Origin of the sequence: Imbroritus primus, assembly GCF_964332355.1 — a bacterium.
Classification (GTDB): Bacteria; Pseudomonadota; Gammaproteobacteria; order Burkholderiales; family Burkholderiaceae; genus Imbroritus; species Imbroritus primus.
Genome location: NZ_OZ201293.1, coordinates 1,621,689 through 1,637,228, shown reverse-complemented (window position 1 = coordinate 1,637,228; position 15,540 = coordinate 1,621,689). Strand labels below are relative to the sequence as shown.

11 protein-coding genes are annotated in these 15,540 nt (G+C 62.2%); 8 read left to right on the top strand and 3 right to left on the bottom strand.

Annotation, left to right across the window (positions count from 1 at the left end):
* Positions 1-25: 25 nt before the first annotated feature.
* Positions 26-2,446, top strand: coding sequence for an NEL-type E3 ubiquitin ligase domain-containing protein (locus ACQ3C8_RS07480; RefSeq protein ID WP_428851147.1), 2,421 nt, complete (start codon positions 26-28; stop codon positions 2,444-2,446).
* A gap of 103 nt (positions 2,447-2,549) precedes the next feature.
* Here ACQ3C8_RS07480 and ACQ3C8_RS07475 read toward each other — a convergent pair whose 3' ends face one another.
* From ACQ3C8_RS07475 to ACQ3C8_RS07465, 3 genes are all read right to left on the bottom strand, one after another.
* Complete coding sequence (locus ACQ3C8_RS07475) at positions 2,550-3,533, bottom strand: leucine-rich repeat domain-containing protein (RefSeq protein ID WP_428851146.1); 984 nt, start codon at positions 3,531-3,533, stop codon at positions 2,550-2,552.
* Complete coding sequence (locus ACQ3C8_RS07470) at positions 3,448-4,065, bottom strand: hypothetical protein (RefSeq protein ID WP_428851145.1); 618 nt, start codon at positions 4,063-4,065, stop codon at positions 3,448-3,450. The genes ACQ3C8_RS07475 and ACQ3C8_RS07470 overlap by 86 nt, the downstream gene beginning before the upstream one ends.
* A 497-nt stretch (positions 4,066-4,562) precedes the next feature.
* On the bottom strand, positions 4,563-8,165 hold the full coding sequence (locus ACQ3C8_RS07465; RefSeq protein WP_428851144.1) for an autotransporter domain-containing protein: 3,603 nt from the start codon (positions 8,163-8,165) through the stop codon (positions 4,563-4,565).
* Positions 8,166-8,663: 498 nt separating this feature from the next.
* Between ACQ3C8_RS07465 and ACQ3C8_RS07460 the strand changes: the two genes are divergently transcribed.
* From ACQ3C8_RS07460 to ACQ3C8_RS07430, 7 genes are all read left to right on the top strand, one after another.
* The gene (locus ACQ3C8_RS07460) at positions 8,664-9,659 is read left to right on the top strand and encodes a sulfate ABC transporter substrate-binding protein (protein ID WP_428853045.1); all 996 of its coding nucleotides are present in this window, start codon (positions 8,664-8,666) and stop codon (positions 9,657-9,659) included.
* A gap of 4 nt (positions 9,660-9,663) precedes the next feature.
* Positions 9,664-10,554: an EAL domain-containing protein gene (locus tag ACQ3C8_RS07455; protein WP_428851143.1), complete on the top strand. Its 891-nt coding sequence runs from the start codon at positions 9,664-9,666 to the stop codon at positions 10,552-10,554.
* A complete protein-coding gene (locus ACQ3C8_RS07450; protein ID WP_428851142.1) occupies positions 10,551-11,222 on the top strand; it encodes an RBBP9/YdeN family alpha/beta hydrolase in 672 nt (223 codons plus the stop codon). Before ACQ3C8_RS07455 ends, ACQ3C8_RS07450 begins: the two co-directional genes overlap by 4 nt.
* A 156-nt stretch (positions 11,223-11,378) precedes the next feature.
* On the top strand, positions 11,379-12,377 hold the full coding sequence (gene cysT, locus ACQ3C8_RS07445; protein WP_428851141.1) for a sulfate ABC transporter permease subunit CysT: 999 nt from the start codon (positions 11,379-11,381) through the stop codon (positions 12,375-12,377).
* A 1-nt stretch (position 12,378) separates the two neighbouring features.
* Positions 12,379-13,314, top strand: coding sequence for a sulfate ABC transporter permease subunit CysW (cysW, locus tag ACQ3C8_RS07440; RefSeq protein ID WP_428851140.1), 936 nt, complete (start codon positions 12,379-12,381; stop codon positions 13,312-13,314).
* The gene (locus ACQ3C8_RS07435) at positions 13,311-14,444 is read left to right on the top strand and encodes a sulfate/molybdate ABC transporter ATP-binding protein (protein WP_428853006.1); all 1,134 of its coding nucleotides are present in this window, start codon (positions 13,311-13,313) and stop codon (positions 14,442-14,444) included. Before cysW ends, ACQ3C8_RS07435 begins: the two co-directional genes overlap by 4 nt.
* On the top strand, positions 14,441-15,370 hold the full coding sequence (locus ACQ3C8_RS07430) for a CysB family HTH-type transcriptional regulator (protein ID WP_428853005.1): 930 nt from the start codon (positions 14,441-14,443) through the stop codon (positions 15,368-15,370). Before ACQ3C8_RS07435 ends, ACQ3C8_RS07430 begins: the two co-directional genes overlap by 4 nt.
* Positions 15,371-15,540: the final 170 nt, after the last annotated feature.

Here is a 15,540-nt window from a genome sequence, read left to right as displayed (position 1 = left end):
AGCGCATACGTGATGGAGCTGCTGCATGAACAAGGCTTGTCTCACTCGCAGTCTCAGCTCGATTTGCCTGGGAAAACAGACGAAGCAGGCGGAGATCCAGACCACACAGGGCACGCTGTCCACCCTGGTACGCAGACGCAACAGCCTGACGCGTATGCATTCGCAGGCAACCGGGTCACACGTCGAACCATCGCAAACCGGGCAGATTCCGCAAGGCGCGGAGGCGCTGGCGAGGATACCGCGTCTGCGCGAGCACCCGCTGCAGGCTCCCGGTCCACATTCGCCATTGGCGACCGCACCCACCGTGACATCGGCGACACCTGTGGGGGGATCCTCCGCGATGCCACATGCAGTGCTGTGCATGACCGCTGCCGCGGGGTCTCGGTCATTGCCGGACGAGATGCGGCCAGGCCAGATAAAAGGCTGGGTATGGTTGGCAGAACAGATTGTTGCAGCCAAGCGCCATGCCCGTGAGCTGAAGCATCAGTACCACGAGGCTGACCCCGATGCAGACGACCGAGACGATCGTGCCTGCCAGCTGAAGTGCGCGCAGGCCCGGCTGCAGTTCCTGACAACACTGGAGGAGCGGCTTCGGGCCGCAGCGCGAGCAGGTGAGGCACAGACGTCGGACGATACGGTCTGGAAACTGAATCATCTCAGTCCTGAGCGCATGCCGATCGAATTCCTCGAATTGCTACCCTCGTCGGCGACAGTGATCGAACTGGCCGGAAACAGGATCAAGGTGATTCCTGATGGAACATTCGAACGCTTCAGGCGACTGGAGCGTCTCGGCCTGTCCGGTAACCAGCTCGGGACATTATCCCGCCAGAGCTTGCGCGGCCTTGAGGGCTTGACGGAGCTGGATCTGTCCAGCAATGCAATCGCCACCATTGATCCCGATGGACTCGCCGGGCTTGGCGCTCTTCGCAAACTCAGGCTGGACAGCAACAATCTGCGCCGCTTTCCTTGCTTGCCCAAGGCGCTGGAAGAGGCGAACCTCTCTGCCAATGCCATTTCCGTGATCAGCCCCCAACACCTGGAAGGGCTTTCGCGGTTGCAGAGCCTGAACCTCAATAACAATCGTCTGGAGAGATTCAAGCCGCCTGTCGCGGGTCTGAAGGCATTGAAGGTGCTGTGCCTGGGATATAACCAACTGACACAGCTCGACAGATGGTTGATGCGTCTGCTTCCGAATCTGCGTACGCTCGTTCTCGCCGACAACAGCTTGAGCGAAATCACACGGGAAAGCATGCAGGGACCGCCCGCCTATCCCAGCAGACTCAGCAACCTGAGTCTCGCAGACAATGCTATTCGCCATCTCGAGGCAGGTGCATTCCGGGAAATGATGGCACTGCAGGTCCTGGATCTCGAGAATAATCGCCTGTCTGAACTTCCTGACATCTTGCCCAGGACGCCGGCGTTAATGAGAGTCAATCTGTCTAACAATATGCTCAGGCGGATCGACAACGACATTTTCAGCGGGCTGCCCAATCTCGGCAGGATCGACCTGTCGCAAAACCAGATCACCGAGATCGGAGAACAGATACTGGGTCAGCCGACAGGCATGTCCCATACTGCCGTGATCCATATCCAACTGCAGGACAATGCACTCCAGCAGTTTCCTGCTGGAATGCTTCGCCACGGCTGGATCCGGGTCGATCTGTACAACAACCGCTTCACGCAGGCGGAAGCGGCCCGACTGGAGGCTGGTCCCCATGCGGCCGGTACCTTGTGCTTGAGCAATTTTTCTCGCCACGAGCGGGAGTTCACCCGCTGGCTCGGCAAACCGATGACTAGCCTGCTTGCCGGAGTCAGATACGTGACCGGAGTCGACTCGCTCTACGAATTCCTGCATACCGTGCGCCATATCGTTAGTCATCGGGCGGCCTTGCCGATGGCATTGCAGGACAAGCGCGAACGCATTCTGGCCAACGTACTCGATCGGGTCGAGGCATTGCTTCCTGGCCTGGTCGCGAACCAGACCCTTGCTGCGCAGTGCTTTGAAGCACTGCAATCGGGTTTGAAAGGTTGTGGTGACCGCGCCATGCTTGCCTGGTGGCTTCTGGAAATCGAATGCCGCAAGCAGGGTATTCTGCTGGCGTCGCCCGATCGCCAGCAACTGGTGCAACTGGGCATCTGGCTGCATCGCCTGGAGAAGCTGCTGCAGTTCGCCAAGGTACTCAGTGCGCGGAGCACCGGTAATACCGCAGAGGCCGTGGAAATTCAATTGTGGCTGCTTGAAGCCCTTCATCACCAGGTACTGGGCGACCTCGGCCGGGCAGGGGATACATCGATGCAGATCCTCTACAAGAGCGCGGTGCTGGTTCACAACAGAGATTTGCTGGAGATGCCGCGCTGCGCGGCAGCACCAACGTGGCCTGGCAGCCGACGAACGGGAAGTCGCTCATGCAGTTCAATTCGCTGCCCGTGGATCGGCGCGTCCTGAACAATGCCTCGTTCCATTTCGGAGCCGATACGGCGGCGAGCGAAGCCGCACCCGGCACGCGCAACCGCGTCTTCTTCCAGGCCATTCCCAACCTGAACCGGCTTTATGGCATCGATGGCCAGGAAGACTTCGGCAAGAACCTGCGCGTGCAGGTCGATAACGCCAACCGTGGAAATGCTGTCAGGGCATTCTTGCGTGCATTGCATTCCTCGAGAGCCACGAGATCCTTGAACGCAGTCGGTGCGATCGCCGTCAAGAGGTTATCGGAAAGATCGAGATACCGAAGGCGCCGCAGCCCCTGCAGGCTTTTCTCCTCCAGCGCGGTCAGCCGGTTCCCTCCCAGGAGCAGATACTCCAGCTCCGGAAAACGGCTGAATGCGTTATCGGGAAGATGCTCAATGGCATTGTCCGACAGCTTGATAAAGGTTGTCTGTTCCGGCAGCAGTCCGAGTAATGCCACAGGAAACTCCAGCAGCCCCAGGTTGCTGAAATCGAATGCCCTGTACGTGGGGCTAGCCAGCGTCTTGTGGAGATCTCTTAGTGCGCCTCGCTGTGATTTCCAGCATTGAAACCTGGCACGCAAGACGGCGGCATGGGCGCGTGCAGGGCGTCTTTTACACCGCTCCGCGAAATCCGTTTTCACCGCCATCCATGCGGCACATGCCTGCCCGACCTGATCATCCAGCCATCGCCAGCCACTAGCATGGCGCTGTGCCACGGCTTCCACGGTGTCCGGCTTTGCGCTGCTGTTCCGGGCATGCTGGGCCAATGCCTGCAAGCTCTCCGCGACGGGAGCGGTCGTTCGGCGCGCATGGCTTTCATGGGCTTCAGAAAGATCCTGGGCGCGTTGTCTATCGAGTGCTGTCTGTGCAGCCCGATAAGCCGCGTCTCCCGCATCATAGTCATGGCACTCCATCAGTTCCAGGCTGGCGGCACGATACTCTTTTTCGATCTCCTCCACCCTGTTTCCGAATACTCTGACCATGGACCGCCATGTCGGATCATCGGCCAGGTGAGCCTGCCAGAACTGCTGCGTCTGCAGGTACGCCGCCAGCACGTCCGGATAGTCGTTCGCCGACTCGGCCACGGCAATCTGACGTTGAATCGCTATCCATCGATACATTGGAACCGACCAGCAGGACATTGGGCGCGCCGCCAGGCGTGCCTACCGCAGTCGACCCCATTGCCAGGCGCAGGTTGCCCGACGCGCCCGTGCCATCGCCATTGCCGCGCAAGGCCAGCGGCCCCACGGTGGCATTGGTGCCAATGTTGACGTTATAAAAGTCTCCGGCGATGCCACTGCTGACACCGGCCGAGCCCAGCGTGCTGCCAGCCCCGGCATTGATCGTGACAGTGGACGGACCCAGTGCAGGGTCACCTGAGAGTGCGGTCGTACCGGACGGGGTGAAATTGAAGCTTGAGAGCGTCGCGCCGGGTGCCAGGTTAACCGTTGCACCGTTGTTCGCGGGAGCATTGCCGGTCAGGTTGGCTGTCGTGCCTGTGCAGGTATAGATCGGTGGTGTTGCACCGTTGGAGACGCATGCTGCATAAGCGCCGGGTGCGAGGGACAACGAGAGGGAGCCAAGCAGGATAGCTTGCTTCGTGTGTTGAGATTTCATGTTGCATTCGCCTTTGAGTCAAGCATTGAATCGAATACGTCAAACTTCCTTGGACGATCCGGAACAGGTATTTGAGGATATTCAGGGGAGTGACATGGCGATTTTAAAAAAGCGAATGACAGGCAATAATAAGAATCTGCTTAAATGATAAAAACCAAAGTTAATTCCGGTATAAGTATCGTGAGGCTGAAGCGGTGGGCTGTGTAGTAATCGTTTTAAATCAATGGATTAGAGGCCATCTCGTTATTGACGCGAGCTTTCGTAGGCGTTGGCAGAATGCTACATAGAAATGGTTTATCGCCGTTACTTAATGTTTCAAAAAAATAAGGTGATGCTTGGTTTAATAGGATGTTGTGAGATTTTGAGTTTTTCATTGTGTAATATATTGATGCTTGGCTTGATTGGTTTTTCAGTATTTAAGATATATTTTGTAATAAAAAACCGGAGGGGATGCCTCCGGTTTTTTATGTAGGGCGACGACGCCCCAAAAAGCTTGCTTACCAGCTGTAGCGCAGGCCCGCGTAGAACGCGTGATCGCTGAAGTCATGCTTGTAGCGCGCGGCAATCCGGCCCATCAGCTCCAGATTGCGCGCCACGGTGCCCGTGTAGTCCAGGCCGATCATTGCGCCGTTGGGATGCTCGCGTGGCCCGTGCACCGTGTAGGTCGGGCTGCCCGGGGCACCTGCAAACGAGGCGACCACGCCCTTGTTGATGGCGCCGTTCTCATGCGTCCAGGCCAGCGTTGCGCTAACACGCTGCATACCTGCCGAACCCATCCAGTGGTAGCCCAGGCGCGTACCGACCATCGCCATGGTGGCGGTGCCGCTGTTGCCACGGATATCGAGTTCCGCACCGCTGTTGCCGCCTTCGGTGAAGCCACCGTTGCGGAAGCGGATTACCTGCCCGGCGATGAACGGCTCGACGCTGGCGGGGCCGGAGGTCGTCAGGCGGTAGTTCAACTCGCCATACGCGCCGACTTCGGTGCCGCTGCCCTTGCCGGAGGTTGCGCCGGCAAAGTTGCCGAAGGTCGGCGAGCGATCCATGTCGTAGCGGTGATAGCCGCCGCCAACCACGCCGGTGGCCGTGAACTGGCCTTCGCGGTAGCCGACGTAGCCGCCCGCGTAGGCGCTGGTCACCTTGCCCTTGGCGTTGCGGTCGCTGAAGGTGGCGTTGGTCTGGTCCACATCTGCGGCAAAGCCGACCACGACCTTGTCGTTCAGATGATGATCCACACCGCCGATCACGCCAAAGTTGTGCGAGCGGTAGCCGCCGCCATTACCATCGCTCTCGGCGCTGGTGGTGGCGTATTGTGCGTTGAGCCAGCCGTCCTTGTTGGGCGAGCCGATGACGACGCTGTTGCTGGTGCTACTGCCTGCGCCGTTGGAGCCGGTGGCCGGCTGGGCGTGCGCTTCAGCCGACAGGCGCTGTTGCATGCGGTTGCCGACTTCGCGGTAGAAACGCGAGCTTTGCGCCAGCGCCATGCGACGCAGGGTCGCGTAGCTTTCACCCGAGAGCTGGTCGTAGGCACCCGGAACCTGATCGCGCGGCAGAGTAAGGATGCTGTTGCACACGGCGTTCAGGCGGCCGCTGGCACAGACCGACGGATCGTTGAGATTGGCGCCAACCGCCTTCTGGTTCGGCGTGCGAGCTGGGTCGTCGAGCGATACGGCGTTACGCAGGAATTCCAGGTACACGTTGTTCGGATCGTAAGTCAGGCGCGGCGAGAGGAAGGCGAAGTCGTGCGTCAGGCCGCTGAACTGGCCTGATACGCCGGCATCGCCATGCACCAACCGGTAACGCGTGGTGGGCAGGTAGGCGCTCTGGTCGCCGATTACGCCCACTTGGACGGTACCGCCATTGATGGTGGCGCCACCGGTAGCCGTCAGCAGGCCAGCCTGGCCCGCGGCGTTGACATTGGTGACAAAGGTCGAGCCGGGCTGGAAAACCACATTGCCGTTGGCCGTCAGTGTGCCGATCTGGCCGGGGCCGGCCGGGCCGGGCACTACGGTGCCGGCGATGGTAATGCCACCGGTCTGGCCCGTGCCGCCGAGTAGCGTGCCCGGATTGACGGTCACGGCGGCGTTGGGGATCGCGCCATTCACATACAGTTTGCCGGCTTCGATGACCGTGGTGCCGGTATGTTGCGGCATGTCGCTATCGAGCGTCCACGTGGTATTGCCGCGTTTGATCATGGTGCCGGCAAGACGCGTGTTGCCGGTGACCACGTTTGAGTAGATCGCATCAGTCTTGCCGTCGAGGATCAGTGTCGACGCAGTGGTGTTGCCGAGATCGAGATTGCCTGCGATCTGGCTTTGGGAGTCGACCAGTACTGTGTTGACATGGCTGTTTGCCAGCGCGACATCGCCATTCACCTGCCCGAAGTTGGAGAAGGTGATGTTGCCGTAGCCGCTTTCGATGGCCTTGCCCGCGCCGCTGATGGTCGCGCCGGCCTGGTTGGTCAGCGTGATGGCTGCGCCCGGGTGGGCTGCGGCGGCATTGCCGAGCGGGTTGAGCGCAATGCCGACACTGTTCGTGCCGGTGGCTTCGATCGTCTTGCTGTTCGTGATGGTGGCCTTGCTGGCGTCGGACAGCATGGATACCGTGAGGCCTCGTGCGCCAGTGCCCGAGCCGCTGATGGTGCCGCTGTTATTGATGGTCGAGGTGACGGCGCCGACAGCGCTGTCAGGCACGCCGAAGGTGCTGCCGAGCACGACCGCGCCGGTACTATTGAGGCCCGTAGCGGTGATGGTGCCGGTGTTGTTCAGCGCCTGCTGGCCGGTGGGCGAGCCGAGGACGACCGCGCCCCGGCTGTTCGGTCCCGTGGCGTTGATGGTGCCGTCGTTGTTCAGTACCGTGCTTGGCGAACCGCCCATGCCGACGAGCGCGCCCGTGGCTTTTTCGCCGGCGACGGAAATCGTACCGGTGGCGCTGTTGATGCCGGTGGTGTAGGCCGCCAGGCCGGTCGCGCCCGTACTGAGCGTATCGTTGGCAAGCGCCATGTCGGTGCCGCTGTAGGCCGGCGTGCCAAACGGCACGGCCTGCTGCACGGCGATGTTGCCGTCATTGGTTGCGCCGATGGCGAGCATGCCGATCTGCTGGCCTGTGGCTGATTTCGAGCCGACGGTGATGACGCCGCCACCCTGGTTGATGCCGGTCGGGCCATTCATGCCGATGCCCGACTGCACGCCGATGATGCCGTTATTGACTGCCTTGCCACCCGAGTTGATGCCGATGCCCGTGCCTACCTGGATGTTGGCGCCGGCAGTGTTGCCGCCGAATGTTCCGGCATTGATGCCGGTGCCCTTGCCCACGGTGATCTTGTTGGTGTTGTAGTCGATCCGGCCCTGCATGCCGATGCCGTTGGCAACGCTGATCGTACCGTTGTTCACGTCATTTCTGTCCGTGAGGAAGTTCAGGTCGTAGTTGCGGTTGTAGACGCCGATGCCAGGATTCGACCCAGTGATCGCGATGTCACCGTCGTTGACGATGGTGATGCCAGCGGTCTGGATGCCAATGCCATCTCCGACCGTGATCTTGCCGGTCGCACCGTTGTGCGCGACACCCGCGAAAGGACCAAAGATATTGATCCCGGTGCCGGTACTGACATTGACCTGTCCATCGTTCTGCACGCCTCCGGTGGCGGCGATGCCCGTGCCGTTGACGATGTTGATGACACCAGTGTCTTTGTTCCAGACGGCAATCGGATCGCTTGCAGAAATCGGCGGATTGCCTGGGCCAGTCGGTCTCCATTCCGGACGGGTATAAATGCCCACGCCATTTTCCGCCGAGATGGTGCTCGAGTTGACGGCGCCGAACAGGGGGGTGCTCACACCAACCTGAGGCGCACTGCTGCCGAGGTCGAGGCCCGAGGTCACGATCACCGCGTTGCCATTGCCCGTGCTGCTGATGGTGCCGGCATTGTCCTGCAGAACGCCGATGCGCAGCGTGGCCTCATTTCCGCCGAGGTTGCTGGTCGAGACAGTGGCGCCCGGATCGACAACAACACGCGAGGCATTGTCATGTATTCCGACGGTGTCTGTGCCGGTACACACTGTCGGCAAGCCTGGCGAGCAGGCAGCATGTGCCATTGCGGTAGTCATCAGAAGTCCGGCGGCAGCCGCGATGGGGTGGAGTACTGCGTATTTGCTACGCGGCGTGCGCTGCGTGCGATGCGTGGGCTTGTTCATTGATTGTCCTTTCAAGGCGCCTGCATGGGGTTTCGGTGCGATAACAAATCGCGGAATGCGCCAATGAGTGCGTCTTTCATCCAAATTTGTTTCAAGACTCACGTGAAGGATTGTTAAATCGGGCGTAATAGCGCAATGAAGGAAGGAACCCTCCCGGTGTTAAGAAAATGGGGGGCTCACATGAATGAATTTGAGGTTGTGCTGACGGGGCGAACCTGAGATACGTGGACCGTCGCTCGATAGATGGGCACTGGTGTGGGGGGGGCTCGATGCTGTGCTTATGAGATTTCCAACTGAGCGCCAACGGAAACATTCGTTGGTTGCATGAGGGGCGCTCGGTACGCTCTTTTCTGTGCCCTGGGCAATCAGGGTTGACTCTCGACAGAACGGAGCACCACATCCATGTTTCACATTGTTTTAAAGTCTGCAGTCGCAGCGGCGCTGCTCGGTCTCGTTGGCCACGCGGCGGCGCAGGCAACGTTGCAGAATGTTTCGTACGATCCGACGCGCGAGCTGTATCAGGACGTCAACAAGGCGTTCAACGCAAACCTGCAGGCACAGGGCAAGAGCCCGATCACCATTCGCCAGTCGCATGGCGGCTCGGGCAAGCAGGCGCGTTCGGTCATCGATGGGCTCGATGCCGACGTGGTGACGCTGGCACTCGGCTATGACATCGATGCCATCGCGCAACGCGGTCTGCTGGCGAAGGACTGGCAGAAGCGGTTGCCGCACAACGCCGCGCCGTATACCTCGACCATTGTGTTCCTGGTGCGCAAGGGCAACCCCAAGGGCATCAAGGACTGGATCGATCTGGTCAAGCCAGGCGTGCAGGTGATCACGCCGAATCCGAAGACTTCGGGTGGAGCGCGCTGGAACTATCTCGCGGCCTGGGGCTATGCCAAGGCCCAGCCAGGCGGTAGCGATGCGAAGGCCAAGGAATTCGTGACACGGCTGTTCCGGAATGTTCCGGTGCTCGATTCCGGCGCGCGCGGCGCGACCACGACCTTTGTCGAGCGCGGCATCGGCGACGTGCTGCTGGCCTGGGAAAACGAGGCGCTGCTGGCTATCAGGGAGCTGGGACCGGACAAGTTCGATATCGTCGCGCCGTCGCTGTCGATTCTGGCCGAGCCGCCGGTAGCCGTGGTGGACAAGGTGGTCGATCGCAAGGGCACGCGCAGCCTGGCGCAGGCCTATCTGCAGTTTCTCTACACCGACGAAGGGCAGGCGCTGGCGGGCAAACATTATTACCGGCCGACATCGCCAAAGATTGCGGAGCGCTTTGCCGTACAGTTTCCTAAACTGAAGCTGCTGACCATCGACAAGGATTTCGGTGGCTGGCAGGTGGCGCAGAAGACGCACTTCAACGACGGCGGCACCTTCGACCAGATCTATCAGGCCGGGAGGTAACACTATGACGCAGCCGCACGCCGCGCTTGTCCGGAGCGCACGGTTCCAGCATTACCTCGAGGGCCTGCCATCGCGCTACAAGGCGGACGCGGCGCGTCCGTTGTGGCGCGATGCCGGCGGCCGCGTGCAGGCGCAGTTCCTGCAATGCGCGCTGACCAGCGAGTTTGCGCCCGTGGTGCATGTGCAGACCGGTGCGGCATTTGCACATGAGGGGCGCATCCGCACGTATGCCGAGGATGGCGAAGGCCTCTCGGCATGGCGGCTGTTCGCGCGCGCGGCGGACGACGCCACGCTGATCGCGCTGGATCGCATGTGCCGGCTGGTCCATGCGATCAATTATTTCCAGGGCGACGATACGGTGCCGCTGATTGCCGGCATCCATGATCGCCTGCTGGCCGCGGTGCTGGAAGACCATGGCGCGGCCTACCGCAATGTACTGGTGGCGCTCGGGCTGCCGCAGGATTTCGTGTGGATCCAGATTCCCGCCAGCGCCAATCGCGAGCTGTCGCTGCTGCTGCAGGTGGTGCGCAACTACCGGCGTAATGGCTTTCATCTGGTGGTACAGGCCGATGATCTGGCCACGGCGCGCATGCTGCTCGCCCAGGCGCGCCCGGCAGTGCTCAGCATCGACTGGCGGACCGGATGGTCGGCCGCCGATCTCGACACCTTGCGGGCGGCGTGCGAGGCGCAGGCGGTCCAGCTGCTGGCGCGGCATGTACAGACCGCACAGGATGCGGTGCGCGTGGCCGAAGCCGGCATTCCGCTTGCGCAGGGCGAAGCGGTGCGGCCGCGCTGGCATATGAGCCAGGCGGGCGAGGGCGAGGCTGCCGTACCGCAGCTTGCCGCCACGGCAGGCGCTGCAGAAGCCGTAACTACGTTATGGGAGCGCGCATGAGCAGGCCGCCCATCGTCATTCCGCCAGGTTTCCGGGTACTGACGGTCCCCGGCCTGTACGGCAGCGGGCCCGGACACTGGCAGTCGCGCTGGGAAGCGCTGCATCCGGACTGGCAGCGGGTCGAACAGAAGGACTGGTCGCAACCGAGCCTGCACCTCTGGGCGGAACGGGTCGGCGCGGCGGTTGCCCAGGCGAGGCAGGCTAGATCGGACGGAGCGGGCGGTGCGGGCAAGGTCCTGCTGCTGGCGCACAGCTTTGGCTGCCTGGCCTCGCTGCGCCATGTCCTCGATTCCGCCCTCGAAGATCCGGCGCACATCGCCGGCATGCTGCTAGTGGCGCCAGCCGATCCGGAGAAATTTGGAGTCGGGCCCTTGCTGCCGCAGGGGCCGTTGCCGTTTCCGACGATCGTGGCGGCCAGCCGCAACGATCCGTGGGTTCCGCAGCCCGTCGCCTTCGACTGGGCGACAGTGTGGGGCAGCGAAAAGATCGATCTCGGCATCGCCGGGCACGTCAATGCCGATTCCGGGCTGGGCGACTGGCCCCTCGGGCTCAGTCTGGTGGAGCGGCTGGTGCAACGCATTGTGGCGTCTGGTGCAAGGCCCGAGCCGGAAGCGCAATCGGCGTGGCAACGCGATGTCGACCTGATCGGTCCGATTCCATATATGTAATTCGAATAACAAAATTTAAAAAGATTCGTTTTTATAATAAACGCGGTTCTGCACAATGATTTCTCCGGTGCGCAACGGGCCCTGCGGGGCGACAGCGCACCGGTCCGATCATCCCCATGGAGCACCTTGCGGCGCTCCACCACCGGGCCAGAACCGATGTCCTTGTCGCTTTCTTCTGCTTCACCTCAGGCATCTCCGCCGCCACCGGGCGCTCCGGCATCTTCTGCATTCGCCGCTTCGGCCAGCCGGCATGCGCAGCGCGCGGTGTCATCGCGGCGCTTCAGCGTATTGCCCGGCTTCGGGCTATCGCTCGGCTTTACCGTGGTCTATCTGTCGCTGATCGTGCTGCTGCCGCTGTCCGCCGTCTTTCTCAAGACACTGACGCTGACCTGGGACAGCTTCTGGGCGACGGTGACAGCGCCGCGCGTGCTCGCGTCGTACCGCCTCAGCTTCGGCGCCTCGCTGATCGCAGCGGTGATCAACGCCGTGTTCGGCCTGCTCGTGGCCTGGGTGCTGGTGCGCTATCGCTTTCCGGGCAAGCGCCTGATCGACGCGCTGGTCGATCTGCCGTTCGCACTGCCGACAGCGGTGGCTGGCATCGCATTGACGGCACTGTTTGCTGGCAACGGCTGGATCGGCCAGTGGCTTGAGCCACTCGGCATCAAGGTCGCCTTCACGCCGCTGGGTGTGGTGGTGGCGCTGACCTTTATCGGACTACCGTTCGTGGTGCGGACCGTGCAGCCGGTGCTCGAGGACGTCGAGCACGAACTCGAGGAGGCTGCCGCCAGCCTGGGGGCGACACGCCTGCAGACGTTCGTGCGCGTCATCCTGCCGGCCATCCTGCCGGCATGGCTGACCGGCTTCGCGCTGGCCTTTGCGCGCGCCACGGGTGAATACGGCTCGGTCATCTTCATCGCCGGCAACATGCCGATGGTGTCGGAGATCACGCCGCTGCTGATCTATTCCAAACTGGAGCAGTTCGATTACGCAGGGGCGACGGCCATCGCCGTGGTCATGCTGCTGCTGTCCTTTCTCCTGCTGCTGGCGGTGAATCTTCTGCAGGGCTGGATGCGCCGTTGCCGCGACGGTGCGCCGGCACCGGTCGCTCCGGCAGCGCCCACGTCTTCTTCTTTTTTTTCTTCCCCGGAGCACTGATATGGCAGGTTCAACCACAGGCCGCCTGACGGGTGCGGCAGCGGCGCATGCGCCGCGCCATGCGATCGGCGAACGCGCATGGGTGCGCTGGAGCCTGATCGGCATCGCGCTGTCCTTTCTCGCGCTGTTCCTGTTCGTGCCGCTGGCCGCGGTGTTCTATGAAGCGCTGAAGAAAGGCGTCGCGCTGTACTGGCGTGCCCTGATCGAGCCCGACGCGCTTGCCGCCATCCGCCTGACCTTGCTGGTGGCCGCTATCGCGGTACCGCTCAATCTGGTATTCGGCGTGGCTGCGGCCTGGGCGGTGGCGAAGTTCGAGTTCCGCGGCAAGCAGGTGCTGACCACGTTGATCGACCTGCCGTTCTCGGTCTCGCCGGTGATCTCGGGGCTGATCTATGTGCTGATCTTCGGGGCACAAGGCTGGGTCGGGCAGTGGCTGATCGAGCACGATATCAAGATCATCTTTGCCGTGCCAGGCATCGTGCTGGCGACAGTCTTCGTGACCTTTCCGTTCGTCGCCCGCGAACTGATTCCGCTGATGCAGGCGCAGGGCAGCGAGGAAGAGGAAGCCGCGGTCGTGCTCGGCGCCTCGGGCTGGCAGGTGTTCTGGCGCGTCACGCTGCCCAACATCAAATGGGGCCTGCTGTATGGCGTGATCCTGTGCAATGCACGCGCCATGGGCGAGTTCGGCGCGGTGTCGGTGGTGTCCGGGCATATCCGTGGTCTGACCAATACGCTGCCGCTGCACGTCGAGATTCTCTACAACGAATACAACTTCACGGCTGCGTTTGCGACCGCATCGCTGCTCACGCTGCTGGCGCTCGTGACCTTGGCAATCAAGAACGCCGTGGAGTGGCTCAGTCGCCGCGAGCAGGCCGATGCTACCCGGGGTGCAAGCGAGCACGCCGCACGCACTATCTCTTCAGGACAACCCACATGAGCATCCAGGTATCGCACATCTACAAGCAGTTCGGCACGTTTACTGCGCTCGACAACGTGACGCTTGACTTCGCACAGGGCGAGCTGACCGCGCTGCTTGGTCCCTCGGGTTGCGGCAAGACCACGCTGCTGCGCATCATCGCCGGTCTCGAGCAGGCCGATGCCGGGCAGGTGCTGCTCAATGGCGAGGATGCGACGCAGTGTCATGTGCGCGAGCGACAGGTCGGGTTTGTGTTCCAGCACTACGCGCTGTTCAAGCATATGACCGTGTTCGAGAATGTGGCGTTCGGCCTGCGCGTCAAGCCACGCGCGGTACGCCCGTCAGATGCGCTGATCCGCGAGAAAGTGCGTGCCTTGCTCGAACTGGTGCAGCTCGACTGGCTGGCTGACCGCTATCCACCGCAGCTCTCAGGGGGGCAGCGGCAGCGTATTGCCTTGGCGCGTGCGCTGGCGGTCGAGCCCAAGGTGTTGCTGCTGGACGAGCCGTTCGGCGCGCTCGATGCCAAGGTCCGCAAGGAACTGCGGCGCTGGCTGCGGCGCCTGCACGACGAACTGCATGTGACCAGCGTGTTCGTCACGCACGATCAGGAAGAGGCGCTGGAAGTGGCCGACCGGGTCGTGCTGATGAACCACGGACGGGTCGAGCAGGCCGGCACGCCCGATACGGTGTACAACCATCCGGCCACGCCGTTCGTCTATGGCTTTCTCGGCCATGTGAACCTGTTCCATGGCCGTGTCGAGGCAAGCGCTGGCGGCGGCGTGCTGCACACCGGAGAAGTGGCGCTGCCGCTGGACACGACGCTCGATGGCGAAGACACGCCAACGGGCAACAGTGCCGTGGTGGCATTCGTGCGTCCGCATGATTTCGATATCGAGCGTTTTTCGCCCGGCAGCGGGGGCATTCCCGTTCGGCTGTTACGTACGCTGACTATCGGTGCCATGGCGCAGCTCGAACTGGAGCGCGACGACACCGGCGAAGTGCTGGAGCTGTCGCTGCCCGTCACCCAGTACCGGCAGCTGGCGTTCCGGACCGGCGAGTTGTTGGTGGTCCGGCCGCGTGCGCTACGGATATTTCCGGCAGGACAGTCTGTTGCAGACAAGGTCCAGGCTGAAGCGGAGGCGCGCCAATGAATTTCCAGCAGTTGCGTTCCATCCGCGAAGCGGTGCGGCGCCAATTCAATCTCACCGAAGTCGCCAATGCCTTGTATACCTCGCAGCCCGGCGTCTCGCGGCAGATCCGCGAGCTGGAGGACGAACTCGGCGTGGAGATATTTGAGCGCTACGGCAAGCGACTGACCGGCCTGACCGAGCCGGGTCGCGAGATCGTGCGTATTGTCGAGCGCCTGCTGCTGGAAGCGGAAAACCTCAAGCATGCCGGCGAAGAATTCGCGGGCAGCAGCAGCGGCAAGCTGACTGTTGCCACCACACACACCCAGGCGCGCTACGCTTTGCCGCGGGTGGTGCAGGCGTTCCGGCGCGAATTTCCGCAGGTCACGCTGGCATTGCAGGAAACTTCGCCCACGCATATCGTTGAAATGCTGCTGACCGGTCAGGCGGATATCGGCGTCGCCACGGAAGCCGTAGCAGGCGAGGCGGGGCTGGCATCGTTCGAAGCCTACACTTGGCAGCACGTCCTCGTGGTCGCGCACGGGCATCCACTGACGGCGCTGGCGTCGCCGACGCTCGCCGATGTCGCGCGCTATCCGGTCATTACCTACGATGCCGGTTTTACCGGGCGTAACAGGATCGACAGTGCGTTCGCCCACGCGGGACTTAAGCCGGAAATCGTGCTGACCGCCCTCGATGCCGACGTGATCAAGACCTATGCCGAACTGGATCTCGGCGTGGGCATCGTAGCGTCCGTGGCCTACGATCCGCGCAAGGACACGGGCCTGCACTGCATTGCCGCGGCGCATCTGTTCGAGCAGAACACCACGCGCATTGCTGTGCGCAGGGGCGCTTACCTGCGCGGCTACACGCACGCCTTCATCCGCCTGTTCGCGCCGCAGCTGTCGCGCGAGGAAATTGTGCAGACGGTCAATGGCGGTGCCGACTAGCTGCGCTGCAGCGGAGGCGATTGTCGGCGGGCAGGGGACCGGTAACCGCCCCATCAGGGCAAGCCCCGATAGGCAACGGAAAAATGTGCTCTGCGGGAGGCATGGCTTGCGTGACCGGCTTGCGCTATGATCCGGAGGTGCCCGCCTCCCGGGGCGGCCGCCGCGTCTTT